General features: G+C 68.5%; 18 protein-coding genes, 7 tRNA genes and 1 pseudogene. 14 read left to right on the top strand and 12 right to left on the bottom strand.

Annotated elements, in window-relative coordinates:
* Positions 1–19: 19 nt before the first annotated feature.
* Positions 20–628 carry a formylglycine-generating enzyme family protein gene (locus tag ACGFIF_RS06365; RefSeq protein ID WP_393152046.1) on the top strand — a complete coding sequence of 203 codons (609 nt, stop codon included), beginning with the start codon at positions 20–22 and terminating at the stop codon, positions 626–628.
* Here the strand turns inward: ACGFIF_RS06365 and ACGFIF_RS06360 are convergent.
* From ACGFIF_RS06360 to ACGFIF_RS06345, 4 genes are all read right to left on the bottom strand, one after another.
* Positions 625–1,557: a zinc-binding dehydrogenase gene (locus ACGFIF_RS06360; protein ID WP_393153657.1), complete on the bottom strand. Its 933-nt coding sequence runs from the start codon at positions 1,555–1,557 to the stop codon at positions 625–627. The genes ACGFIF_RS06365 and ACGFIF_RS06360 overlap by 4 nt on opposite strands.
* A 517-nt stretch (positions 1,558–2,074) precedes the next feature.
* Positions 2,075–2,146, bottom strand: a tRNA-Val gene (locus tag ACGFIF_RS06355).
* Between the two features lie 32 nt (positions 2,147–2,178).
* A tRNA-Cys gene (locus ACGFIF_RS06350) sits at positions 2,179–2,249 on the bottom strand.
* 35 nt (positions 2,250–2,284) lie between these two features.
* Positions 2,285–2,357, bottom strand: a tRNA-Gly gene (locus tag ACGFIF_RS06345).
* 175 nt (positions 2,358–2,532) lie between these two features.
* Between ACGFIF_RS06345 and ACGFIF_RS06340 the strand changes: the two genes are divergently transcribed.
* Positions 2,533–3,351 (top strand): aminotransferase class IV, encoded by an 819-nt coding sequence (locus ACGFIF_RS06340; protein ID WP_393152044.1) that lies wholly within the window; start codon positions 2,533–2,535, stop codon positions 3,349–3,351.
* Positions 3,352–3,447: 96 nt separating this feature from the next.
* Here ACGFIF_RS06340 and ACGFIF_RS06335 read toward each other — a convergent pair whose 3' ends face one another.
* On the bottom strand, positions 3,448–4,008 hold the full coding sequence (locus tag ACGFIF_RS06335) for a CGNR zinc finger domain-containing protein (protein ID WP_132214242.1): 561 nt from the start codon (positions 4,006–4,008) through the stop codon (positions 3,448–3,450).
* A gap of 131 nt (positions 4,009–4,139) precedes the next feature.
* Between ACGFIF_RS06335 and ACGFIF_RS06330 the strand changes: the two genes are divergently transcribed.
* A tRNA-Val gene (locus ACGFIF_RS06330) sits at positions 4,140–4,211 on the top strand.
* A gap of 132 nt (positions 4,212–4,343) precedes the next feature.
* Here ACGFIF_RS06330 and ACGFIF_RS06325 read toward each other — a convergent pair.
* Positions 4,344–5,639: an MFS transporter gene (locus ACGFIF_RS06325; protein ID WP_393152042.1), complete on the bottom strand. Its 1,296-nt coding sequence runs from the start codon at positions 5,637–5,639 to the stop codon at positions 4,344–4,346.
* 56 nt (positions 5,640–5,695) lie between these two features.
* Between ACGFIF_RS06325 and ACGFIF_RS06320 the strand changes: the two genes are divergently transcribed.
* Positions 5,696–6,655 (top strand): DUF5937 family protein, encoded by a 960-nt coding sequence (locus ACGFIF_RS06320; RefSeq protein WP_393152040.1) that lies wholly within the window; start codon positions 5,696–5,698, stop codon positions 6,653–6,655.
* A 163-nt stretch (positions 6,656–6,818) separates the two neighbouring features.
* On the opposite strand, the gene ACGFIF_RS06315 is transcribed toward ACGFIF_RS06320, so the two are convergent.
* Entirely contained in the window at positions 6,819–8,837 is a 2,019-nt protein-coding gene (locus ACGFIF_RS06315) for an alpha/beta fold hydrolase (protein ID WP_393152038.1), read from the bottom strand.
* Between the two features lie 218 nt (positions 8,838–9,055).
* On the opposite strand from ACGFIF_RS06315, the gene ACGFIF_RS06310 reads away from it, so the two are divergent.
* Entirely contained in the window at positions 9,056–9,883 is an 828-nt protein-coding gene (locus ACGFIF_RS06310) for a hypothetical protein (RefSeq protein ID WP_393152037.1), read from the top strand.
* Positions 9,884–9,895: 12 nt separating this feature from the next.
* Here ACGFIF_RS06310 and ACGFIF_RS06305 read toward each other — a convergent pair whose 3' ends face one another.
* Positions 9,896–10,345, bottom strand: a complete 450-nt coding sequence (locus ACGFIF_RS06305; RefSeq protein ID WP_393152036.1) for a pyridoxamine 5'-phosphate oxidase family protein — start codon at positions 10,343–10,345, stop codon at positions 9,896–9,898.
* 114 nt (positions 10,346–10,459) lie between these two features.
* On the opposite strand from ACGFIF_RS06305, the gene ACGFIF_RS06300 reads away from it, so the two are divergent.
* The 6 genes from ACGFIF_RS06300 to ACGFIF_RS06275 all read left to right on the top strand — a co-directional run bounded on the left by ACGFIF_RS06300 (position 10,460) and on the right by ACGFIF_RS06275 (position 14,870).
* The gene (locus ACGFIF_RS06300; RefSeq protein ID WP_393152034.1) at positions 10,460–11,329 is read left to right on the top strand and encodes a sigma-70 family RNA polymerase sigma factor; all 870 of its coding nucleotides are present in this window, start codon (positions 10,460–10,462) and stop codon (positions 11,327–11,329) included.
* Between the two features lie 239 nt (positions 11,330–11,568).
* Positions 11,569–11,641: transfer RNA gene (locus ACGFIF_RS06295), tRNA-Gly, on the top strand.
* 35 nt (positions 11,642–11,676) lie between these two features.
* A tRNA-Cys gene (locus ACGFIF_RS06290) sits at positions 11,677–11,747 on the top strand.
* Between the two features lie 32 nt (positions 11,748–11,779).
* Positions 11,780–11,851, top strand: a tRNA-Val gene (locus ACGFIF_RS06285).
* A gap of 524 nt (positions 11,852–12,375) precedes the next feature.
* Entirely contained in the window at positions 12,376–13,272 is an 897-nt protein-coding gene (locus ACGFIF_RS06280) for an SDR family NAD(P)-dependent oxidoreductase (protein WP_393152032.1), read from the top strand.
* Entirely contained in the window at positions 13,269–14,870 is a 1,602-nt protein-coding gene (locus tag ACGFIF_RS06275; RefSeq protein ID WP_393152030.1) for an AMP-binding protein, read from the top strand. The genes ACGFIF_RS06280 and ACGFIF_RS06275 overlap by 4 nt, the downstream gene beginning before the upstream one ends.
* A 3-nt stretch (positions 14,871–14,873) precedes the next feature.
* Here ACGFIF_RS06275 and ACGFIF_RS06270 read toward each other — a convergent pair whose 3' ends face one another.
* From ACGFIF_RS06270 to ACGFIF_RS06255, 4 genes are all read right to left on the bottom strand, one after another.
* Positions 14,874–15,563, bottom strand: a complete 690-nt coding sequence (locus ACGFIF_RS06270) for an SGNH/GDSL hydrolase family protein (protein ID WP_393152029.1) — start codon at positions 15,561–15,563, stop codon at positions 14,874–14,876.
* An 80-nt stretch (positions 15,564–15,643) separates the two neighbouring features.
* Positions 15,644–16,423, bottom strand: coding sequence for an LLM class flavin-dependent oxidoreductase (locus ACGFIF_RS06265; RefSeq protein WP_393152027.1), 780 nt, complete (start codon positions 16,421–16,423; stop codon positions 15,644–15,646).
* 35 nt (positions 16,424–16,458) lie between these two features.
* On the bottom strand, positions 16,459–17,286 hold the full coding sequence (locus ACGFIF_RS06260; RefSeq protein ID WP_393152025.1) for a CoA transferase: 828 nt from the start codon (positions 17,284–17,286) through the stop codon (positions 16,459–16,461).
* Entirely contained in the window at positions 17,276–18,046 is a 771-nt protein-coding gene (locus tag ACGFIF_RS06255; protein WP_393152023.1) for an IclR family transcriptional regulator, read from the bottom strand. The genes ACGFIF_RS06260 and ACGFIF_RS06255 overlap by 11 nt, the downstream gene beginning before the upstream one ends.
* On the opposite strand from ACGFIF_RS06255, the pseudogene ACGFIF_RS06250 reads away from it, so the two are divergent.
* From ACGFIF_RS06250 to hrpA, 3 genes and pseudogenes are all read left to right on the top strand, one after another.
* Positions 17,975–19,233, top strand: a pseudogene (locus tag ACGFIF_RS06250) (tripartite tricarboxylate transporter permease). The gene ACGFIF_RS06255 and the pseudogene ACGFIF_RS06250 sit on opposite strands and share 72 nt — an antisense overlap.
* 16 nt (positions 19,234–19,249) lie before the next feature.
* Positions 19,250–19,654, top strand: coding sequence for a universal stress protein (locus tag ACGFIF_RS06245; RefSeq protein ID WP_393152021.1), 405 nt, complete (start codon positions 19,250–19,252; stop codon positions 19,652–19,654).
* Positions 19,655–19,698: 44 nt separating this feature from the next.
* Positions 19,699–23,877, top strand: coding sequence for an ATP-dependent RNA helicase HrpA (gene hrpA / locus ACGFIF_RS06240; RefSeq protein ID WP_393152019.1), 4,179 nt, complete (start codon positions 19,699–19,701; stop codon positions 23,875–23,877).
* Positions 23,878–23,904: the final 27 nt, after the last annotated feature.

Below are 23,904 nucleotides of genomic sequence, written 5' to 3'. Positions count from 1 at the left end.
CGTTCCGTAGGGTTGCCGGATGCAATCGATGGTCGACATCCCGGCCGGCACCATCGCCCTCCGGGACGACCGCCTCGGCACCCGCTGGCAGGTCGACCTGTCCGCGTTCCGCCTCGCCCGTTACCCGCTCACCGGCGCGGACGACGTACCGCTGACCGGTGTCAGCTGGTACGACGCCATTGCCTTATGCAACCAGTTGTCGGACGACGCCGGCTTGCCTTCTGCGTATGTGATCGACGGCTCGGAGGTCAGCTGGGACGCGGGCTCTCCCGGGTACCGCCTGCCGACCGAGGCCGAGTGGCAGTACGCCTGCACCACCGGTACGCCGGCCTACCGCTACGGTCCGCTCGACGACATCGCCTGGTACGCCGACAACTCTTCTGGCCGGGTGCAGACCGCTGGGTTGAAGGCACCGAACGCGTGGGGTCTGCACGACATGCTCGGCAACGTCTGGGAGTGGTGCTGGGACCTCTACGACCCAGCGACGTACGGCTCATACCGCATCTTCCGCGGCGCCGGCTTCGCCGACCCGGAACGCTCGATCGGCTCGACCGTCCGCCGCCGCTCCCACCCCACCTTCGCGATCGAAGACCTGGGCCTCCGCCTCGCGCAGTCTGTTCAGTTCTAGGGTTTGAGGGCGATCTTGCCGACCGTGGCTCGCGCCTCCAGTTCGGCCAAGGCCTTCGGTCCGTCGGCCAGGTCGTACACGGTCGGCTCGCCAGGCGGGTACACCCCGATCGAGATCAGCCTGGACAGCTCAGCCATCAACTCGGCATACAGGTCCGGCGCCTGCTGACTCAGCACCCCGATATGCAGCCCGATCACATGCACCTGGTGCTTGAAGTTCAACTCCCAGTTGCTGACCGACGCCTCACCCCCCGCAACGCCGTACACAACAACCTTCCCCGTCACCCGCCTGGCCACCTCGAGTCTCTTCGCAAACGTCTCCCCACCCACCGACTCCAGTACGACGTCCACGCCCCTGCCGCCCGTCAGCCGCAGTACTTCTTTCGCGATGTCGGAGGTCCGGTAGTCGACCACCTGATCAGCGCCAAGCCCCCGCACCACCTCATGCTTCTCCCCCGACGCCGTACCGATCACGGTCGCCCCGTAATGCTTGGCCATCCGCACCGCAGCCTGCCCTACCGCCCCAGCCGCCGCATGAACCAACACCGTGTCCCCGGCTCTGACCTGACCCAGGGGTTTGAGCGCAGCCAACGCCGTCGCCCAATTGAGCACGAGCCCGAGCGCCTCCTCGTCCCGCCACCCCTCCGGCACCGGCGCCACCCCATCCGCCGCCATCACCACGTACTCCGCGAACGCCCCCGCCCCAGTCCCGATCACCCGAGCCCCAACCTCGACCCCACCCACGTCGGCGCCCAGCGCAACAACCTCCCCCGCCCCCTCAAACCCAGCCACATAAGGCACTGCAGGCCCACCGTCATACGTCCCCCGCGTCTGCATCACATCCGCGAAGTTCACCCCGGCAGCCCCCACCTTGACCAGCACCTCCCCAACCCCCGGCACCGGCACCGCCACGTCATCCACCACCCGCATCCCCCGCGGCCCCTCAAGACTCCCCTGCACCAACGCCCGCACGACCCACCCCTTATACGACACCCATCAAATTTCGACCGCCATCGTATAACACCTCCGCCTGCGCACACCCAGAAATATGCGGTGCCGCACAGGAGCCCAACCCCTAAGCTCGCCAACCTCCAGCAACTGACCGGCCCAGGCAGTCAAGCCGGCAACCGAACCACCCCAAGCCCGAGAGCGACCCCGGTGATCAGCCCACCGGAAGCAACCCCAGCCGAAAGCCAGCCGCGGCAATCAGCCCCGCCGGCCCGGACAGCAGACCGCGGCGATCAACCCACGCCGGACAGCAGACCGCGGCGATCAACCCACGCCGGAAAGCAATCCGCGGCGCCCAGCCCCAGCCGCCGAGCGAAGCGAAGGCGCCAGGGGTGCGGGTGGCGGAGCCCCCGCTCGCGGCGAGCGCAGCGACGCCGCACAAACGACGAAGGCGACCCGGCCTGCGCTCTCCGCAGGCACGAGTCGCCCATCGCCTTCGTGGACGATACTGGGATCGAACCAGTGACCTCTTCCGTGTCAGGGAAGCGCGCTACCGCTGCGCCAATCGTCCAAACGGTACAGAAACCTGTTGTGAGGGTTTCGAGGTGGAGACGGGATTCGAACCCGTGTACACGGCTTTGCAGGCCGTTGCCTCGCCTCTCGGCCACTCCACCAGTGAGAAGAAAGCTGGCCTGCCGAACCCTCTCCGAGCGGACGACCGGGTTCGAACCGGCGACCTCAACCTTGGCAAGGTTGCGCTCTACCAACTGAGCTACGTCCGCGTTGCGACCGGTTTTTCGTTCCCCCGGCGCGAGAAGAACATTAGCCCATCTCCCCCGGAGTTCAAAAACCGGGGTCCCTCCACAGGTCGACGTACGGTCATCAACCCGTCACCTACGGACGGGCCGATCGGCCCGGATCGCCTTAGCACTAAGGTGTTCTGCGGAAGGAGCACCAATGCGTATCTGGCTGAACGGCACCCTGCAGGACGACCTGGCGGTCGTCTCGCCACTCGATCACGGGCTGACGACGGGCGACGGGGTGTTCGAGACGATCAAGATCGTCGACGGGCGACCGTTCGCGGTCACCAAGCATCTGGAGCGGCTGGTCCGGTCCGCGGTCGGTCTCGGTCTGCCGGAGCCGGAGGTCGCGCGCGTCGAGGAAGGCATCGCGGCGGTGGTGAAGGCCGACCCGGACATCCGGTTCGGCCGGCTGCGAATCACGTACACGGGTGGTGTCTCACCGTTGTCGTCCGATCGCGGTACGTCCGGCCCGACGATCGTGGTCGCGTCCCAGGCGATCCAGCAGCCCGGACCGACGTCGGCGATCGTGACGGTCCCGTGGGTCCGCAACGAACGCAGCGCGGTCGCCGGTCTCAAGACGACGTCGTACGCCGAGAACGTCCGAGCGCTCGCCTATGCGAAGGAACGCGGCGGCAGCGAGGCGATCTTCGCCAACACGGTCGGCAATCTCTGTGAGGGCACCGGTTCGAACATCTTCTGCGTGTACGACGGCGAGCTCGTCACACCGACCCTCGAGTCGGGCGCTCTCGCCGGTGTCACCCGTGCCCTGGTCCTCGCCTGGTTCGGTGGCGTGGAGCGCGACGTACCGCTGGAACGCCTCTTCGAGGCTGACGAGGTCTTCCTCACGTCGACCACCCGCGACGTCCAAGCCATCCATCGCGTGGACGACCGAGACCTCCCCGCCCCCGGCCCGATCACCACCGAGGTCGCCCGCATCTTCGCGACCCGCTCCGCCGAAGACCTCGACCCGTAACCCGTTCGCACGCGGCCGAACAGCCCGCGGAACTGTTGTTCGCGGCATCAGTAGAACAGCTCTCCGCATCCTGCTGCGGAGAGCTGTCCGAGGCCGTTATTCGCCTGAGGCCTTGCGGCGTTCGCGGTAGGCGGCGACGTGCAAGCGGTTGCCGCAGGTACGGGCGTCGCAGTAGCGCTTCGAGCGGTTGCGGGACAGGTCGATCAGAGCGTCGTCACAGTCCGGGGCCTCACAGCGGCGGAGCCGTTCACGTTCGCCGGCCGAGATCACCTGGGCAAGCGCGATCCCGCACTCGACCGTGATCCGGCACGCCAGCGACGCGCCGTCACGCGAGTAGTGGATGTGCCACGGGTGCCCGTCGTGGTTCGTCAACCGCGGCGTCGTCGTACCGCGGGCGACGATCGCGTTGATCATCGCCGCCGCCGTGGCATCGGATTCCGTGGTGAACACCGGCGAGAACAACGGCCGCAACTCACGGACCTCGGACAGATCCTTCTCCGTCAGCGTGCCGACCGCACTGAACTCGCGCTCCTGGACGAACTTCTCCAGATCCTCGAGCGAATCCATCGTGTCGACCTGGCTGTTCGGCCCGGGCAGCGTGTTCACCAGCCGGACCAGCGTGCCGAGCGCCTGCTCGGTGTCGTGCGAGAAAGTCACAATCACGTCTCCAACGCGACGGGGTCTCCGTCTTGCAGCAAGAGTAGCCCGGCCGGATTAGATCGTCGCTGAATGATGCGCTATGGTTTCACCCGCAAGGCACCACAAAGCAACACCAGCACCACCAGAGCGGGCGATTGGCGCAGTGGTAGCGCGCTTCGTTCACACCGAAGAGGTCACTGGTTCGAACCCAGTATCGCCCACGCTCCCGAAGAGGCCGGTCCGCGGACCGGCCTTTCGCATGTGAAGACCAGCCCACGCGGACCCAACAGATCGCTTCGGTCAGCTGCCACTCGGCCACGGCAAACACTTGGCGCCCCGCGAACGAAAGTGTGTCAGTTCTGGTCACCACGACCGCGCGGGGCGACTGTGGCATCAAGTTCAGGCGGGAGAGGCCCGACGGGTGTGTTGCGCTGGTCCCTGTGTGTGGCGGCGTGGTTCGCGACGACCGCGGTGGCGGTGCCGGTGGCTGCGAAGAGTGTGCCGAGCGCGATCCAACCTGGCGTGCCGTGGTCGATCGCGGTTGTGGTGACGACGGCGGGGCCGAGCATCAGTGCGAGTGCGTTGCCGGTTTGGCTGAGGCCTTGGTAGGCGCCGGCGCGAGTGGGGTCGGCGAGTTCGAAGGCCATGCCCCAGCCTCCTGCTTCGCCCTGCGTCTCGGCTGCGGAGGAGGCGAGGGCGGCGAGGAACAGGACGGCGATTGCGGCCGCGGCGCCGAGATGGCCCGCCAAGGCGAAGAGCAGGCAGGCGGTGAGCAGAAGCAGGCCCGCTCGGCGTACTGACCGCCCAGCGGTGCGCAGGTTCTGGGTGCCGCGGGAGGCACGGACCTGGAAGAGCGCTACGTAGGCGGTGTTCACGAGCAGGAGCGCGGATACGACGATGGTCGGCGCGTCGGTGTGGTCTGCCACCCACAGCGGGACCCCGACCGTTGTCAGCCCGAAGTGGACCGCGAGTACGGCGTTGAGGACTGTCGAGGCGACGTACGTGCGATCCCGTAGGGGCGAGCGTCCGCGTGACGCCTCGGCGCTACCGGAGGCGTCCATCCGTGCAGCCAGCCCGGCGACCCTGCGGCGCAGGCCAATCAGTGGGACCGTGCCGAGGATCGTGATCGCGCCGACGAGTACCACCGTCAGGCGGTAGGCCATTGTGGTGTCGGCCATCAGCGCCAGTCCCGCGAGCAGGGTGCCGATGCCGATGAGGACATTCATCACCACCCGCAGCCGGGCGCGGACAGCGACCCGCTCCGGGCCGACGTACCAACGGGCGAGCATCGTCATCTGGGCGGTGCTCTGCAGGCCGCGGGTGGCGGAGACGCAGGCCGCGACCAGGACGAAACTGACGACGTCGCCGGCGAGGGAGTACGCCAGCAGCGAGGCTCCGTTCGCGGCCAGCGCCCACTGCTGGAGCCGATCGGCACCCCATCGGTCGCTCAGTCGCCCACCGACGTACGACGCCAGGACGCCGACCCCTCCGGCGAGGGTGAGACCGATCCCGACGACGGCGGGAGACAGGCCGACGCCGCGGGTGAAGTACAGGGCGCTGACGGCGAAGAACATTCCACGGGACAGCGACATCGCGGCCACGGCGGAGGCGAGTGCGCGCTCGAGGGGATCGCGGAGGAGTTCAGGCACCTGACAGTTGTGGCATCCGGAGGTCCGCCGATACCAGAGATGTAGGGTATTCCTTCATGATCGAGTACGAGCTCGCGGGCAACGACCTCGGCGAAGTTCGTTTCGCGATCTCGCCGCTGAACGAGTTGGTCCTCTCCCTGCGGACCCTGCGCGACCCCGGCCGATTCCCGCTTCAACTGCCCTGGCTGCGGGCCACCGGGCCGTCGCGTGCCGGCCTCGACCTGGAACTGCTCGGCGCGTTGACGAACGAGTCACTGTGGACGCCGGACTTCCTCACTCCGCGGCCTTACACACCGCTCGGCCGGATCGACGACGAGTTGGCGGCGCTCACGGGCACGCCGGCCGGCGTCGTACGCGCGGATCTGGCGGAGATCCATCCGGCCATGCTCCCGCCGGTACTTCGGGGTCGGCCGGACAAGGTGCTCGATCGTGTGCTGGCAGCGCTGCGGGACTACTGGGAGGCCTGTTTCGAGCCGTACTGGGCGCGGATGCGGACAGTGCTCGAGGCCGACGTCGTCTACCGCGGCCGGGTCACGGCGCAAGCCGGTCTCGCGGCGATGTTCGCAGGGATCGACCCACATGTACGCCTCGACGACACCGTCCTCCGGATTCGTCTGCGCAGCGACTACTCCTACCGCACCTCGACCGCCGGTCGCGGCCTGACGCTCACTCCCTCGCTCTTCAGCCGGCGCGGATCGGTGCCGATCTCTCCCGAGGAGCCGCCGCACATCATGTACCCGGCACGCGGTCTCGGAACGCTGTGGGAGACCGAGACGACTACGCCGCCGACCGCCCTGGTGGGCCTGATCGGCCGTGTCCGTGCCCAGCTGCTGAGGCTGCTCGAGACGCCGACGTCGTCGACCGAGCTCGCCGTGCGCCTCGACGTCACGCCGAGCGCCGTCAACCAGCACCTGCGCGCACTGCGCGCGGCCGGCCTGCTCATCTCGGCTCGGCACGGCCGCTCAATCCTCTACCGCCGCTCGGACCTCGGCGACCGGGTCCTCCGCGGGGCGTAGATCATGTTCTCGGCACGCCTGGGGTTCTCCGACGTCAACTCGAACGACCCAGATGCGCTGTGAGAGTGCCAGGTACCGCTCGCAGAGTCATTGACTCTCCTTCCCAAACTCAGCGGCCGACCTGCGCCAACAGCAATCACGCCTGACCGTGTCGCCAGGTCGGTCAGAGCAGGGTGGGGCGCTTCCAGGGCTGGTCGAGGACGTGGTGGTCGAGGAAGTTCAGGACCGTCTCGTACAGGAGCCGGAGATGGTTGGGCGCTCCGATGGCGTGGCGCTCGTCGGGGAAGTACAGGAACTTGACGGGTACGTCGAGGCGGTGGAGGTCGTTGTGTAGTTCGAGTGCCTGGCCTACCGGGGTTCGGTAGTCCTTGCCGCTGTGCACGATCAGCATTGGCGTCGTCACCTTCGCCGCGTCGAGGTGTGGTGAGTTGGCGTCGTAGCGTTCGCGCTGCGTCCGGGGGTCGCCGAGGATCTTCCGGAAGTACGCGTGCAGGTCCGTGTCGGTCTGGAACGCCTCCAGGTTCCACATGCCGGCGTGCGAGACGATCGCCTTGAAGCGGTCGGTGCGGGTCGCGGTCCGGTTGGCCAGATAGCCGCCGTACGACCAGCCGGCCAGCGCCGTCCGGGTCGGGTCGAGGTCGTCGCGTGCCAGCGCCGCGTCCGTCAGCGCGATGACGTCACGGTAGGGCTGGCCGCCGTACTGGCCGCGGCCGCGTTCTTGCATGCGTTGCCCGTAGCCGGTGGACAGCGCCGGGTCCGGTAGCAGCACCGCGTAGCCGCGAGCGGCGAACGGCCATGGGTTCCACGACCAGGTCCAGGCGCTCCAGGACCCCTGCGGTCCGCCGTGCGGGACGACGATCAGCGGTGCAGGGCGCTCGACCGAGACGTCCGCAGGAAGAGCGAGCCAGGCACGCAACGGGAAGCCGTCGTCCGCCTCGGCGTGCACCTCGGTCAGGGTGCCGTGAAGCGATCCGAGATCCCCGGGGGTCTTGAGGGCGGTGGGTTGTTGATCGGCCGTGGTGGCGTCCAGCCTGACCACTCGGGGCGGGCTGTCGATCGTGCTGCGCAGCGCGTAGAGGGCGAACCCATCGGGCGCCACGCACAGCGAGGCGTAGGCGCCGGAGGCGGTCAGGCGGGTGACCGTGCCGTCCGCGTCGCGGCGGAAGATCGGGCAGTGGCCTCGCTCGTCGCCGGTGAACCACAGTGTGTCGTCCCCGGGGATCGGTGAGAGGACGGCCCGCCCCGGCCATGGCCAGTTGTCGAACTCCGGCAGGAGATCGGTCTCTTCACCGGAGGCCAGGTCGAACGCGACCAGCGTGACCCTCCACTCGGTGTCATAGGTCTCCTCCCGCTGGCGCTGGCAGACCAACCTCGTGCCATCGGCGGTGAAGGCCAGGCGGTGGTACTGGTTGCCAGGCCGCGAGAGCGTACGGCGCTCTGCACCAGTGGCCGCGTCGGCGACCACCACGACATTCGTGTCCGGGGCGCGGCCGGTCGCGGCCCGCGTGTAGGCCACCAGCGATCCATCCGGCGACAGCGCCACGTCCCCGCCCGCGAGGCCCTGGCCGCCGGCGTTGACCGCACCACCGTCGGAGCGGAGGACGAAGGTGTGCGGTTCGTCAGGGCCGAGGTCGTTGCCCCAGGCACGGGTCGGGCTCGCCTCGTACAGGACCGCGTTGACCATGGCGTGCTGGCGGGCCTGGCGAAGTTCGGCGTGTGTCTCGGCATCCGCGGCGCCGGGCAGCAAGGCAGCGGTGTAGGCGACAGTGCTGGCGCCCTTGGCGACGGTGAAGGCGGATATGCCCCCAGGGTGGTGCGCGATCGGCTCGGCCTCGCCGCGCCCGGCCAGCGCCCACAGCGCCGTACCCAGGGTGTCACCACTTGTGCCAGTGGGGTCGGCCTTCTCGCGGCCGGAGAGGAACAGCAGCGTGCCGCTGGCGTCGAACGCCGGTGCGAAGTCACCCGGGACGGACCCGACCACGAAGCGGGTCTCGCGCTCGCCGGACGGATCCACCTCCCAGAGCCCCGAAACGTACCTGGTTCCCTCAGCGTTGATCGTCTGCACAGACGCGATCAAGCGCGTTCCGTCGGGCGCGAGGACCAAATCGGTCACGCGCGGTTGAGTGGCAAGCAGGTCCTGGAATGCGGGGACATCACTCGGGGCGTCGACCATGGCGATCATCCTGCCCACTGTCGAAACCCGATCCGCCAAACGGGCCCAACGAGCCGAGGCACAGGCGCGCCTCGTGCCGTGAAAGGCCTAGACCCGTGTGGCGGCAGAATGGGTGGATGGGTCTTTTGGGGCGGGGTGGTGGGCGGTCGGCTCGGGTTGTTTGGGGAGAGTGGGTCGAGGCTGACCGGGTTGGGGATGTCGAGGGGGCCGGGCGGTTGGCGCGGGAGATGGTGGAGGTTGCGCCCAAGTCGTTCAAGGCTTGGTTCGAGGCAGGGCTGTACTCGAAGGCTCGGGGTGAGTGGGCGGAGTCGGCGGCGCGGAATCGGCGGGCCGTCGAGCTGTTCACGTCGCGGGTTGCCGGCGAGTTCGACGGTGTGAATCCGGCCGCGTGGAACTTGGGGATCGCGGCGACGGCTCTCGGTGACTGGGCGACTGCTCGGCAGGCCTGGGCGGCGTACGGGATCGACGGTGTCGGGGCCGGGTCCGAGCCGATCGACGGTGACTTCGGTCTGACGCCCGTACGACTGAACCCGGATCGGCCGAGTCTGCCGCATCAGGTCTCACCGGAGTTCGGTGACGCCGAGGTGGTGTGGTGCTGGCGGCGGAGTCCGGCTCATGCGGTGATCTCGAGTGTTCCGCTACCGGAGTCCGGGCATCGCTTCCGGGATGTGGTGCTGCACGATGGCGAACCCAAAGGGCAGCGACGGCTCGACGACCAGGAGGTGTCGGTTTTCGACGAACTCGCCCGTCTCGACGAGTCCGGCCTGCCCACCTGGCAGGCGCAGCTGCTGGGCGCGGAGCCCGACGACCTGGCGGCTCTGGCCGACATCATCGGGCCCAGGGGGCTTGGGCTCGATGACTGGTCGGGGATTCGGTTGATGTGCTCGGAGTGCTCGCACGGTACGCCGGGTCCGGAACACGATCACGCGGCTGCGCCGACCGACACAACCGTGGTCGGACTCGCCGGCTCCGAGGCCGACTTGCGAGCCTGCTTCGACGAGTGGCTGGCCGACAGGCCGCACATCACTCTGGCGGAGCTCGCCTTCCTCTGGTGACAGCCCGAACGATCAGACGAGCCAGGCGCCGTCGCGCAGGAGAACGCGGTCCTTCAGCTCGTTGACCTCGCGCCAGGCCTGGATCTTCGTCGGCGTCACGCGGAAGAAGAGATAGCCGGGCAATGGGCGAGGGTCGAAGCCGGCCTTTTCGGCGAAGGCATCGCCTTCGGATTCGCTGATCTCGTCCGGTTGCAGGGTCTCGGCGGTGGCCTCGATGTGGACGACGTCTCGGGTGTGGCCGAGGGTCAGCTGGAGGGTGGGGTTCGCCCGCAGGTTCCGCGCGGTGGGGTTGCTGCCGGCCGTCGACAGGAGCAGGGTCTTGTCGTCCCAAAGGAAGGACAGAGGCATCAGATACGGCGTGCCGTCCGCCGACGCGGTCGCGACCCAGAGATCGACGTCGTCCCGGAGACGACGGAGCGTGTCCTGCTTGCGTACAGACAGCGGGCGGGCCGGCTCTGTCATGGTGAACTCCTCTGGGGGTACGGGGCAGCAGTGTCACATGTACGGCGGATTGTGCGTCACACCCATGACGGCGGCGGGCCGGAAACGTGACAGGTGGAGAGGGACGTGGTGGAGATGAGTGAGCACGACTGGCTGGCGGTCCGGTTCGAGGAGAACCGCGAGCACCTCCGCGCGGTCGCGTACCGGATCCTAGGCTCCGCGCCCGAAGCCGAGGACGCCGTCCAGGAGGCCTGGATCCGGCTGAGCCGCTCCGACACCGACACGATCGAGAACCTGGGCGGCTGGCTCACCACCGTGGTCGGGCGGATCTGCCTGGACATGCTGCGGTTGCGGCGCGGGCATCCCGAGCAGCCGGTCGGCGACCACTCCCCTGTGCTCGCCGATGTCGACATACCCGATCCTGAACTCGAAGCGGTGCAGGCGGATTCGGTCGGTCTCGCGCTGCTCGTCGTACTGGAGACGTTGACGCCGGCCGAGCGGTTGGCGTTCGTGCTGCACGACATGTTCGCCGTACCGTTCGAGGACATCGCGCCGATCGTGGGCAAGTCGCCCGCGGCCGCGCGGCAGCTGGCGAGCCGGGCCCGGCGGCGGGTGCAAGGTACGCCGGAACCGCCCGAGGTCGACTCGAGCCGGCAAAGGGAGATCGTCACCGCGTTCCTGGCCGCGTCGCGGGGCGGCGACTTCGAGGCGCTGCTGGAGATGCTCGATCCCGGCGTGGTGCTGCGCGCCGACGAGGCGGTCGTGGCGCGCGGCGCGACCGCATTGGTGCGCGGCGCGACGGCCGTCGCCGAGACGTTCTCCGGCCGGGCGCAGGCAGCGAGGCTCAGCCTGGTCGACGGCCTGGCCGGCGCGGTCTGGTCGCAGCGAGGCGAACCTCAGGTCGTCTTCAACTTCACCATCACCGACGGCCGCATCACGACCATCGAGCTCCTCGGCAACTCCGACTACCTGGAAGACGTCGACATCTCCCCTCTCGAGGCCTGACAAGTCGCGCGTACGGCGGCGGCGATCGCCTGCTCCGTCAGAGGTTGCCGCCGTACGACGACATGCCCGGTCGCGAGGTGATCGGGGTGGGACGACGCGTGGGACTGGTGTTGCGGGTGGGGTGAAAATCACGCTGGAGCGGTCCGGATCGCGACACCCCGGAATCTGGTTTTTGCAGACGCGAAAAGTGCGCTACTGTTCTGCTCTCGCACCGAGCGGAAACACCCCGCCGGAGCGATGCGGACGTAGCTCAGTTGGTAGAGCGCAACCTTGCCAAGGTTGAGGTCGCCGGTTCGAACCCGGTCGTCCGCTCGGAGAGGGTTCGGCAGGCCAGCTTTCTTCTCACTGGTGGAGTGGCCGAGAGGCGAGGCAACGGCCTGCAAAGCCGTGTACACGGGTTCGAATCCCGTCTCCACCTCGAAACCCTCACAACAGGTTTCTGTACCGTTTGGACGATTGGCGCAGCGGTAGCGCGCTTCCCTGACACGGAAGAGGTCACTGGTTCGATCCCAGTATCGTCCACGAAGGCGATGGGCGACTCGTGCCTGCGGAGAGCGCGGAGCGGGTCGCCTTCGTCGTTTGTGCGGCGTCGCTGCGCTCGCCGCGAGCGGGGGCTCCGCCACCCGCACCCCCTGGCGCCTTCGCTTCGCTCGGCGGCTGGGGTTGGGCGCCGCGGTTGGCTTTCCGGCGGGGGTTGATCGCCGCGGGTTTGGTTGCCGGCGTGGGCTGGCCGCCGCGGTCTGCTTCCGGTTCGGGTTGACCGCCGCGGTTCAGTTGCCGGCGTGGGCTGGCCGCCGCGGTTGGCTCGCCGGCTCGGGTTGTGCACCCCGGGTTTGGTTTCCGGCGTGGGTTGGCCGCCGCGGTTGGCTGTCCGGCGTTGGTTGATCGCCGAGGTTGGCTAGGCGGCTTGGGCTGTCGCCACGGTTCGGTGTTGGCCTACCTGCCTTCGCCGGCCGGTGCGGCGGAGCGGGTGCCGCGTGGTGATTGAGGGGGTGTGCTGTGGTTACGGGCTGACTGCGGGGGCTACCTGCGGGTAATGTCGGGGCATGGTGAGTGGGCGGCGGGGTGTTGGGTGGGGGTTGCTGGTTGCTGTTGTGCAGGGGCGGCGGCGGGTTGGGGATGAGCGGCTGGCGGCTGTTGTGGGTGGTCGGGTGGTGTTGGTGACGGGGGCGTCGTATGGGATTGGGGAGGCTACGGCGCGGCGGTTGGGTGGGGCTGGGGCGCGGGTGTTGTTGGTGGCTCGGACTGCGGAGCGGTTGGAGGAGGTGGCCGGGGAGATTCGGGCGGCGGGTGGGGAAGCAGATGTGTATGCCGTGAATCTGTCTGATCCGGTGGCGGTTGAGGGGCTCGTGCGGACTGTGTTGGAGGAGCACGGGCGAGTTGATGTGCTGGTGAGTAATGCGGGGCGGTCGATCCGGCGGTCGATCGCGGACTCGTATCAGCGGTTCCACGACATCGAGCGGACGAACGCGATCAACTATCTCGGGCCGGCGAAGCTGGTGCTCGAGTTGCTGCCGTCGATGCGGAAACGCGGCTCCGGCCACATCGTGAACGTGTCGACGGCCGGCGTACGAACTCCACCAATGGCGCGCTGGTCGGCGTACCTGGCTTCGAAGAGCGCGTTCGACGTCTGGCTGCGGTGTGTCGCGCAGGAGATTCGCGGGGACGGGGTGACCGTGTCGACGGTCTACATGGGGCTTGTGCACACGCGGATGAGCGAGCCGACGCCGCTGCTGAACAAGATGCCGGGGCTGACGCCGGAGCAGGCGGCAGATCAGGTGTGTACGGCGATCGCCGACAGGACCCACAACATCACGCCCCCGATGGTCCGGCCGGCCGAATTGCTCGGCAACCTGTTTCGGATCCCGACCGATCGGCTATTGGAGCAGTACTTCCGGATCAGCTCCAAGCGCAAACGGACCACAGGAGACGAAGACTCGTGAGAACCCCGCGACCGATCGGACCGATGCGACCGCCGGACTGGCTGGTGCAGGCAGCGGCCGAGGTCAGTGGTGTGTCGGTCGCGCTGATCAAGTCCGGCGTCTGGCGCCCGGCCCGGCCGTCGCACCTGGTCGGTATCGAGCGGGCGCTGCGCCACTGGGGTCAGTCGATGGCCGCGCTCGGTGCGGTCGCCGCGATCAGGTTCCCGGATCGTCCCGCGGTGATCGACGAGGACGGCAGTACGACGTACGCCGAACTCGACCGCCGCTGTGAACGGATCGCCGCCGCCCTGCATGCCGACCACGGGATCGTTGCCGGAAGCAAGGTCGCCGTGCTGTGCCGGAACCATCGCGGCTTCCTGGAGGCGACGCTGTCGGCCTCGCGGATCGGCGCGGACGTCCTGTTCGTGAACACCGAGTTCGCTCCCCCGCAACTGAAGGCGGTCCTGGAGCGGCACAAGCCGGACCTGCTCATCCACGACGCGGAGTTCAGCCCACAGGCGGACGTCCCGACCGTCATCGAGCTCGACGAGCTCGCGGATTCGAAGGCCGCTGAGGCGCCGAAGCCCGAGACGCCCGGACACATCACGATCCTCACCTCCGGTACGACGGGTACGCCGAAAGCCGCGCCGCGAGTGCCGACGGCGCTCGGCCTGGCCGGCCTGACGGCGAGTGCGCTCAACCGATTCGGGCTGCGGTCGGGTGAGCCGATGGTGATCTGCCCGCCGCTGTTCCACGGCCTCGGTCTCCTCACCTCGATGCTCGCGCTCTTCCTGGGATCGCCGCTCGTCCTCTCCCGCCGGTACGACGCCCGCGCCGTAATGACTCAGATCGAACAGACCCGCGCCGGCTCGATCGTCGCCGTACCGGTCATGCTGCGCCGCATGCTCGACCTGGGCCCGGCTGAGATCGCGCAACACGACCTCCGCTCGCTCCGCGCGGTGATCTCCGGCGCGTCGACCCTGGGCGCGCCGCTGGCCGAGCGGTTCATCGCGCAGTTCGGCCCGGTGCTGTGCGACGCGTACGGCTCCAGCGAGATCGGCATCGCCACGATCGCCACCTCCGCTGACCTGATCGCGGCGCCGGGGACCGTCGGCCGGCCGTGTCTCGGCAGCACGGTCCGGATCCTCGACGACCAGGATCGACCGCTGCCGGTCGGCCAGACCGGGCGGATCTTCGCCGGCGGCGGGCTGGTGTTCGGCGGGTACTCCGACGGTTCGTCCAAGACGGTCGTGGACGGGCGGATGAGCACCGGCGACCTCGGGCACCTGGACCGGGCCGGCCGGCTGTTCGTCGACGGACGCGAGGACGACATGATCGTCTCCGGCGGCGAGAACGTGTACCCGGTCGAGATCGAGACCTGCCTCGCGAGTCACCCCGCGGTCGCGGAGGCAGCGGTCGTCGGCGTACCGGACGAAGAATTCGGCCAGCGGCTGATCGCCTACGTCGTCCTACGCGAACCAGCCACCGAGGACGAACTACTCGACCACGTCAAGGCGAACCTCGCCCGCTACAAGACGCCCCGCCAGATCGTCGTCCTCGACGAGTTCCCCCGCAACGCAACCGGCAAGGTATTGCGCAGCAAACTCACTCCCCCGTGAGTCTCACTGGATCACCGGCCCGGCGACCGACATCACCACCGACGCCCAGAACGCGCAACCGTTGCCGTGGCCGGTGCCTGCCGCGGCCCACGGGTGGACGCCGTCCTGGAGGTAGTACGGGAGGCGGCCCGGATTCGAGGAGAACCACCACGACCACGGGATGATCTGGGACTTCGGGAGATTCTCCCGCACCTGGTTGTTCACCCACATCGAGTTCCGCTGGTCGGCCACCTGCACGGCCGCGGGATAGCGGGTACGGGAGACCTGAACATCGACCCAGAGCAGCGTCGTCCCCGCTGGGATGCGCGCCTTCAAACGGGCGATCTGGGCACTGACCGGGCGTGGATCGAAGATGTCGTTCGACCCTGATTGCACCACCAGCACCCTGGGCAGTGTCGGCCGGCTCAGCAGCCAGTCGACGGTCGGTGCCGTCGGCCGGCCGGACCAGTAGTTGACCGCGAGCGACTCGCCTTGCGCCGCCACCAGCGGCACAAGCGATCTGTAGCAGCGAGTGGTGATGGAGTCCCCGATGATGCCGACCTCGGCGGTGTTCCAGTTGCCCACGATCGCGTGTGACATGGCCGGCCAGTTTCCGAGGGTCCCGGAGCCGAAGTCGGCCTGTGCCGGGACGGAGGTGCCGACGAGCAGCGCCAACGTCGCTGCCGCCGTACCAAGGACGCGCGTGTGTTTCATGACTGTTCCCCCTGCCTGCTGACGCCCCCAGGCTCAAGACCATCGTGCGCAACCTGTCACGAGCGCGACAGGGCTCACCCTTACCTGATGAGCGCCTCGGCGAGGATTGTCATGCGGTTGAGACATCCTTCCTCGTCTCCGAAGGAGAAGGCGAGGGTTTCGGCGCCGGCATCGATCAGTTCGTTGGCTTGGGCAAGCGTTGGATTCAAGTCGCCGGCCGGCCAATGGAGGCGGGTGCCTACTTTGACGGGGCGGACGGCCTCTGCGCGGATTCTCGCGACTGCCGCGGCGAAGGCCGGGCCGTCCAGGTTCAGGCCCTGCCACTCGTCGCCGTAGCGGGCGACCCGGCGCAGCGCTGGACCCGTCGTGCCGCCGATCATGATCGGGAGCGGAGCACGCAGCTTCGGTTCGAAGACGCCGCCGCGGTCCTCGCCGGCGAACAGACCGCGGATGATCTCGAGGCTCTCGTCCGTCCGCCGGCCGCGATCGGAGTACGACGCACCGACCGCGGCGAACTCGGCTTCCGCCCACCCGGCGCCGATGCCGAGGAGGACCCGCTCGCCGGAGAGCCGGTGCAGGGTCGCGGCTTGTTTGGCGACGACGTACGGGCTGCGCATCGGCAGCACCAGCACCGACGTACCGAACCGGATCCGCCTCGTCCGTGCGGCCAGGAATCCGATCGTCACCAGCGGCTCGTACACCCCGCCGTAGGTCGGACCGAACTCCCCCGGTGGCAGCAGATGATCGGGTAACCACGCCGTGCCGAAGCCGAGCTCCTCCGCGGCAACCGCGAGCTCGGTCAAGCGCTCCGGCGGCATCGTCGCGGACTCGTCAGGCAGGACGACTTGCAGCTCAACCATGCACCCGACGCTAACCCCTCACACTGGTGTGAGAGTCAAGCGAGTGAACGCGGCGGGTGGCCGGTGTAGGTCGGGATGACGCCCTTCGGGATCGGACCCTTGATCCGGGTCCCCTCCTGTTGCTGTTCATGTGCGTGCGCGAGCAGACCAACCGAGCGGGACAGGACGAACAGGCCGCGGGCCAGTTCGGCCGGCAGTCCGAGCTCGGCGTAGATCGTTGCCGTCGCCGCGACCGCGGTCTCCAGCATCGACACGTCCAGATAGCTGCCGTCGCCGGTACGGGCGCGTTTGACCAACGCGGCCGAGATCGCGAACGCGGCGGCGTACCCGCCGAGGGTGTCGGCGATCGGGAAGCCGGTCCGGGTCGGCGCGCTGTCGGGCGCCCCGGTCACGCTCATGATCCCGGACAGCCCCTGGATGATCTGGTCGTACGCCGGCCGTCCCCGCATCGGTCCGGTCTGGCCGAACCCGGACACCGCGCAATACACGAGCCCCGGGTTCAGCGCGCGGAGCACCTCGACCGGGAAGCCGAGCCGCGCGAGCACGCCGGGACGGAAGTTCTCCAGCAGTAGGTCGGCCTCGCCGACCAGCCGCTCGAACACCTCGCGCCCGCGAGCGTGCTTCAGGTCGAGGGTGATGGACCGCTTGGCCGAGTTCTGGGCGAGGAAGGAGATGCCGAGACCGTCCGCGGACAGGGCCGGATCAGCGCCGAGGCTGCGGGCCAGATCGCCGGTCCCGGGCACCTCGACCTTGATCACGTCAGCGCCCATCAGCGCCAGTTGATAGCCGGCGAACGGTCCCGCCAGCAGGTTGGTCAGATCGAGCACCCGCACCCCGGCGAGGAGATCGGCATCAGGTTGCACTGAAGCCGCTCCACCCGGTCGCGGAGATGGTGTCGGCACACCGCCGTACGGCGTTCACGTACGCCGGCAGCCGGTCGTCGCTGAAGCGGGTGCTCGGACCACCGATCGCGATCGCGGCGACCACTCGGCCGTCGGACCGTCGCACCGGCGCCGCGACACCTGACGCACCCAACTCGCGCTCACCATGGCTGATGGCGAAACCACGGGCGGCCGCTTCGGTGACGGCGGCGCGGAGCTTCTTGGCGAAGCCGACCGGGCGCGGCGCCTCCAGCGCGAGCTCCTCGATGACCGACGGATCGGTCCCGAGCACCGGCGGATCGGTCAGCAGCACCTTCGCCGCGGCGCCACCCCACAGCGGCAGGGACGAGCCGACCGCGATCGTGTGCCGAACGCTGAGCGTGCCCTGCGCCTGGGCCAGGCAGACGCGCGCACGGCCGACGCGGATGTAGAGGTTCGCTGTCTCGCCGGTGTCGGCGGAGAGCTTCCCCATCGCGGCGCGGACGGCCGGCGGGATCTCCATACTCGAGCTGCTCAACCGCGACCAGCGCAGGAAGCCCGGACCGATCGCGTACTTTCCTGGCCCGATCGCCGCGACCAGGCCGCGCTGCTCGAGGGTGGTGACGAGGCGCAACACGGTCGTCTTCGGCAGGCCGCTCGCGTGCGTCAGCGCAGCCAGCGTCCAGGTCGGATGCTCGTCGTCGAACCGCTCGAGCAGATCCAGCGCCCGATGCACACTGCGGACCCCGTCGCCTTCAGTCATGCCTCCGACCCTAACCGCGGGTCGTTCGTGGCCGGGACGATCTCGACCGTGCTGCTGACCTTCGTCGCGAAGCCGATCGGCAGCCTGGCCAGTCACTTCCAGGCGACCGATTACTTCGCGATCACGCTGCTGGCGATGGTCGCGGTGACGGCGCTGGTCGGACACTCGCTGGTGCGCGGTCTGCTGTCGCTGACGGTCGGGTTGTTCATCGGGGTGATCGGGCTGGACAGTCTGTCCGGTGCGCCGCGGTACACGTTCGGCTCGTTGCGGTTGCTGGACGGTGTCGACGTGGTGATCGTGATCGTCGGTCTGTTCGCCATCGGTGAGACGTTGCATGTGGCATCGAAATTGCGGTCCACTCCCGAGCGTCCCGCCGTACTGGAGCGAGGGCGGCTGCGGACCGGGTACCTGAACAGGTCGGACTGGGGACGGTCGTGGGCGCCGTGGTTGCGGGGTACCGCGCTCGGGTTCCCGTTCGGCGCGATCCCGTCCGGCGGTGCCGAGGTGCCGACGTTCCTGTCGTACTCGATCGAGCGGCGGCGGGCGCGCAAGAAGGGCCGCGACGAGTTCGGGGACGGCGCCATCGAGGGGGTGGCCGGGCCGGAAGCGGCGAACAACGCGTCGTTCTCCGGGGTCCTGGTTCCGCTGCTGACCTGGCCGCGTTCCAGATCTTCAACGTGCAACCGGGGCCGCAGCTGTTCGAGGACCAGAGCACGCTGGTGTGGACGCTGATCGCGTCTCTCTACATCGGCAACCTGATCCTGCTGATCATGAACCTGCCGCTGATCCAGATCTGGGTCCAGGTGCTGAAGGTGCCGCGGCCGCTGCTGTACGCCGGGATCCTCGTGTTCGCGTGTCTCGGCGTGTACTCGCTGTCGGGGTCCGGCTACGAGGTGCTCATGGCGCTGGTGATCGGCGTGGTCGGGTTCTTCATGCGGAAGCTGGACTTCCCGATCGCGCCGGTGATCCTGGGGGTCATCCTCGGGCCGGCGATGGAGGAGCAGTTCCGCCGAGCGCTGGTCATCTCCAACGGTGACGTGAGCGTGTTCTTCACCCGCCCGCTCAGCCTGATCATCATCATCCTGACCGTGCTCGCCCTGTTCGTGCCGTACCTGCCCCGGATCATCGCCCGGATCCGCGGTACCCAGCCCACGCGCGACCGCCTGACCTTCGGCGAGGACGACTGATGGGAGAGTAGGGGGTGTGAAGATCCTGGTCGGCTATGTGCCAACTCCTGAGGGCGAGGCCGCACTGGCCGCCGCGGCCACCGAGGCGGAACTGCGTGGTGCGTCCGTGCTGCTGCTCAACACCAGCCGCGGCGACGCCTACATCGACGCCCGCTACGCCAACGCCGACGAGTTGGCCGCCGCCGAGGCCGGCCTGCGCGAACGCGGCGTCGAGGTGACGATCCAGCAGGCCGCCTCCAGCGGCGACGTCGCCGGCGAACTCCTCAAAGCAGCCGCCGCCGACGACGTCATCCTCATCGTCCTGGGCCTGCGCCGCCGCAGTCCCGTCGGCAAACTCATCCTCGGCAGCACCGCCCAACGAGTCCTCCTCGAATCCCCCGTCCCCGTCCTCGCCGTCAAGGCCCCGTCCACCCGGGACTAAACCCAGGTGAGCGACTAGGGCCGGGCGCCTAAACTGGTGTGGTTATGCCTGATGCCCGGACCGAGTCGTCGAGTCCCACCCCAGCCACCGGTCCCGTCCAGGACCCCGCGCGCCGTCGGCGGCCGCGGCGCCGTAAGCCTTCCTCCGGTACGCCGCGCGCCGCTCAAACCGACCCTGGTACGCCGGGCGCCGGGCAGGCCGAGCCTGGTACGCCGGGCGCCGGTCAGACCGACCCTGGTGCGCCGGGCGTCGCCAAGGCCGAGCCTGGTAGGTCGGACGTGGCGGCTGGGCCGACCCTCGCTGAGGTGTTGCCTCGGCTGGATGGGGTGATGGTTCAGGACCGGGAGCAGCTCGGGCGGCGGCTGGAGCGGGTTCGGGGGACGAAGGACGCCCGGAAGCGCGAGCAGGCGCTGCTCGGTGTGATCGGGGCGCTCGAGCAGGCTGAGCGGCGGGTGGAGTTGCGGCGGCTCGCCGTACCGGAGATCACGTATCCGGAAGAGCTGCCGGTCAGTCAGCTGAAGGACGACATCGCGGCCGCGATCCGAGAGCACCAGGTCGTGGTGATCGCGGGTGAGACGGGGTCCGGGAAGACGACGCAGATCCCGAAGATCTGTCTCGAGCTCGGGCGCGGTGTGCAGGGCATGATCGGGCACACGCAGCCGCGGCGGCTCGCGGCGCGGACGGTCGCCGAGCGGATCGCCGAGGAGCTCGGCACCGAGCTGGGCGAGACGATCGGCTTCGCGGTCCGGTTCACCGACAAGGTGAGCGACCGTTCGCTGGTGAAGCTGATGACGGACGGCATCCTGCTCAACGAGCTGCAGCGCGACCGCGATCTGACCCGCTACGACACCCTCATCATCGACGAGGCGCACGAGCGCAGCCTCAACATCGACTTCATCCTCGGCTACCTCAAGCAGCTGCTCCCCCGCCGTCCCGACCTCAAGGTGATCATCACCTCGGCGACGATCGACCCCGAGCGGTTCGCCGAGCACTTCAGCGACGGCACGGGCGAACCGGCGCCGATCGTCGAGGTGTCCGGCCGGACCTACCCGGTCGAGACCCGGTATCGCCCGATCAACGACCCGGACGACCCGAGCACGATCGATCGCGACCAGACCCAGGCGATCCTGGACGCCGTCGACGAGCTCGAGTACGAGGCGTCCGGCGACGTACTGGTGTTCCTGAGCGGCGAACGCGAGATCCGCGATACAGCGGACGCGCTGAACGACAAGTTCGCCCAGCAGCGCGGCCGGCCGGGTGGCGTCGAGGTGCTGCCGCTGTACGCGCGGCTCTCGAATGCGGAGCAGCACCGGGTCTTCCAGCCGCACAGCGGTCGCCGGATCGTGCTCGCGACCAACGTGGCCGAGACGTCGCTGACCGTTCCCGGGATCAAGTACGTGATCGACCCCGGTACGGCGCGCATCTCGCGGTACAGCCATCGCACCAAGGTCCAGCACCTGCCGATCGAGCCGGTCTCGCAGGCGAGCGCGAACCAGCGCAAGGGCCGCTGCGGCCGGACCAGCGACGGTATCTGCATCCGGCTGTACTCCGAGGAGCACTTCGAGAGCCGGCCCGAGTTCACCGACCCGGAGATCCTGCGGACGAACCTGGCGTCGGTCATCCTGCAGATGACGTCGATCGGACTCGGCGACATCGCCGCGTTCCCGTTCATCGACGAGCCGGACAAGCGCAGCATCACCGACGGCCTGCAGCTGCTCACCGAGCTCGGTGCGATCGAGGCCGCGAAGGCCGGCGAGCGGCATCGCCGACTCACGCCGGTGGGACGCCAGCTCGCCCAGATCCCGCTCGACCCGCGGCTCGCCCGGATGATCGTCGAGGCGGACAAACACGCCTGTGTCCGCGAGGTGATGGTGATCGCGGCCGCGCTGTCGATCCAGGACCCGCGCGAACGCCCGACCGAGGCCGAAGCTCAGGCGCAGCAGGCACACGCCCGGTTCCGCGACCCGAACAGCGACTTCCTCGGCTACCTGAACCTCTGGAACTACCTGAAGAAACAGCAGAAGGAGCTGTCCGGCAACCAGTTCCGCCGGATGTGCCGCAGCGAGTACCTGAACTATCTCCGGGTCCGCGAGTGGCAGGACATCTTCGCCCAGCTCCGCCAGGTCGCGTCGCAGATCGGCGTCACCCTCAACAGCGGCGAGGCGGCCGACCCGCAAAGCGTGCACGTCTCGCTGATGTCGGGTCTGCTCTCCCACCTCGGCATGAAGGACCCGGCGAACCAGCACCAGTATCTCGGTGCCCGTGGCACCAAGTTCGCGATCTTCCCCGGCTCCGGCCTGTTCAAGAAGCCACCGCAGTTCGTGATGGCCGCCGAGCTGGTCGAGACGTCCCGGCTGTGGGCCCGCGTCAACGCGAAGATCGAGCCGGAGTGGGCCGAGGACATCGCCCAGCACCTGATCAAACGCACGTACTCCGAACCACACTGGGAACGCAAAGCCGGTGCGGTGATGGCGTACGAGAAGGTCACCCTGTACGGCGTACCGATCGTCGCGCGGCGCAAGGTCAACTACGGCAAGGTCGACCCCGAAGTCTCGCGTGAGCTGTTCATCCGGCACGCGCTGGTCGAGGGCGACTGGGACACCCACCACAAGTTTTTCCACGAGAACCGCAAGCTGATCGAGGAAGTCGAGGAGCTGGAGGAACGCACCCGGCGACGCGACCTCCTGGTCGACGACGAGACCCTGTTCGCCTTCTACGACGAGCGGATCGGCAGCGAGGTCGTCACCGGTCGCCACTTCGACACCTGGTGGAAGAAGGCCCGGCAGCGCGACGCCGATCTGCTCGACTTCGAGCGGTCCCTGGTGGTCCGCGAAGGCGCTGAGGTCAAGGAAGAGGAGTTCCCGCTCACCTGGACGCAGAACGGGATGACCTTCGACCTCACCTACGCCTTCGAGCCCGGCACCGACGCGGACGGTGTGACCGTGCACCTCCCGCTGCTGGTGCTGAACCAGGTCTCCGCCGACGGGTTCGAGTGGAGTGTGCCCGGCTTCCGCGAGGAGCTGGTCACGACCCTGATCAAGTCGTTGCCGAAAGCAATCAGACGGAACATCGTGCCCGCCCCGGACCATGCCCGGCAGGTCCTCCCCCGGCTCGATCCGGCCTCGGGTCCGCTGACCGACGCCCTCGCCCGCGAGCTGCACAACCTCCGCGACGTGGTCATCGAGCCGTCCGACTGGGACTGGAGCCGGGTGCCCGAACACCTGCGGATGACGTTCCGGGTGGTCGACGACAAGGGCAAGACCGTGGCCGAGAGCAAGGATCTGGCCAGGCTCAAGGAACGGCTGAAACCGAAGACCACGGCCGCGATCTCGCAGGTCGCGTCGAAGGCGGTCAGCGGGCTGGAGCGGTCCGGTCTGACCGACTGGACCTTCGGCGACCTCCCGCGCAGCTTCTCCGAGCACCGCAACGGCCTGACGGTCGCCGGCTACCCGGCGCTCGTCGACGAGGGCAAGACCGTCGCGATCCGGCTGCAGGAGACCGAACGTGATCAGGCGGCCGCGATGTGGACGGGCACCCGCAAGCTCCTGTTGCTCACGATGCCGCCGGTGATCGACGTGGTCCAGCGGAATCTGACCAACCAGCAGAAGATGACGCTGATGGCAGGCCCGCACCGCAACGTCGGGGAGCTGCTCGACGACGCGATCGCCGCGGCCGTCGACCAGCTGATGGCCGCGGCGAACGGCCCGGCGTGGAACCTGACCGCCTTCTCTGTACTGCGCGACGCCGTACGGTCGGATCTCGCGGACACCGTGCTCACGATCCTGACGCAGGTCGAGCAGGTGCTGTCGCATGCGCGCACGGTGGACAAGCAGATCTCCCGGGCCTCGAGCCCGGCGCTGCTCGCGGCGTTGTCCGACGTCCGCGGTCAACTGGAAGGGCTGGTTCATCCCGGCTTCATCACCGAGACCGGCGCCCAGCGCTTGCCGGATCTCGTCCGCTATCTGCGCGGGATGGAGCAGCGGCTGGACAAGATCGGCGCGAACGCGATGCGGGACCGCTCGGGAATGGCGATCATCCAGATGCTCGGTGACGAGTACCGCGTCCGACTGAACGCAGTACCGACCGGAAAGTATCCGAGCCCGGAGCTGCTCGAGGTCCGTTGGATGCTCGAGGAGCTCCGGATCAGCCTCTTCGCCCAAACTCTCGGCACCCCGTACCCCGTCTCAGAAAAGCGCATCCGCAAGGCCCTCGCAACGGCGTGATCGCCTAGTACGACAGCCGTGGATCGT

Origin of the sequence: Kribbella sp. NPDC049174, assembly GCF_043197365.1 — a bacterium.
Lineage (GTDB): Bacteria > Actinomycetota > Actinomycetes > Propionibacteriales > Kribbellaceae > Kribbella.
This window is presented reverse-complemented; position numbering and strand designations above follow the sequence as displayed.

Bases quoted from the DNA above. Each gene is read 5' to 3' on its own strand.
- ACGFIF_RS06360 (WP_393153657.1), bottom strand. From the start codon at position 1,557: ATGCGGGTGGTGGATGACGTGGCGGTGCCGGTGCCGGGGGTTGGGGAG.
- ACGFIF_RS06305 (WP_393152036.1), bottom strand. From the start codon at position 10,345: ATGACAGAGCCGGCCCGCCCGCTGTCTGTACGCAAGCAGGACACGCTC.
- ACGFIF_RS06310 (WP_393152037.1), top strand. From the start codon at position 9,056: ATGGTGGAGGTTGCGCCCAAGTCGTTCAAGGCTTGGTTCGAGGCAGGG.
- ACGFIF_RS06315 (WP_393152038.1), bottom strand. From the start codon at position 8,837: ATGATCGCCATGGTCGACGCCCCGAGTGATGTCCCCGCATTCCAGGAC.
- ACGFIF_RS06255 (WP_393152023.1), bottom strand. From the start codon at position 18,046: ATGACTGAAGGCGACGGGGTCCGCAGTGTGCATCGGGCGCTGGATCTG.
- ACGFIF_RS06270 (WP_393152029.1), bottom strand. From the start codon at position 15,563: ATGAAACACACGCGCGTCCTTGGTACGGCGGCAGCGACGTTGGCGCTG.
- ACGFIF_RS06340 (WP_393152044.1), top strand. From the start codon at position 2,533: ATGCGTATCTGGCTGAACGGCACCCTGCAGGACGACCTGGCGGTCGTC.
- ACGFIF_RS06265 (WP_393152027.1), bottom strand. From the start codon at position 16,423: ATGGTTGAGCTGCAAGTCGTCCTGCCTGACGAGTCCGCGACGATGCCG.
- hrpA (WP_393152019.1), top strand. From the start codon at position 19,699: ATGCCTGATGCCCGGACCGAGTCGTCGAGTCCCACCCCAGCCACCGGT.
- ACGFIF_RS06280 (WP_393152032.1), top strand. From the start codon at position 12,376: ATGGTGAGTGGGCGGCGGGGTGTTGGGTGGGGGTTGCTGGTTGCTGTT.
- ACGFIF_RS06365 (WP_393152046.1), top strand. From the start codon at position 20: ATGCAATCGATGGTCGACATCCCGGCCGGCACCATCGCCCTCCGGGAC.
- ACGFIF_RS06300 (WP_393152034.1), top strand. From the start codon at position 10,460: ATGAGTGAGCACGACTGGCTGGCGGTCCGGTTCGAGGAGAACCGCGAG.
- ACGFIF_RS06320 (WP_393152040.1), top strand. From the start codon at position 5,696: ATGATCGAGTACGAGCTCGCGGGCAACGACCTCGGCGAAGTTCGTTTC.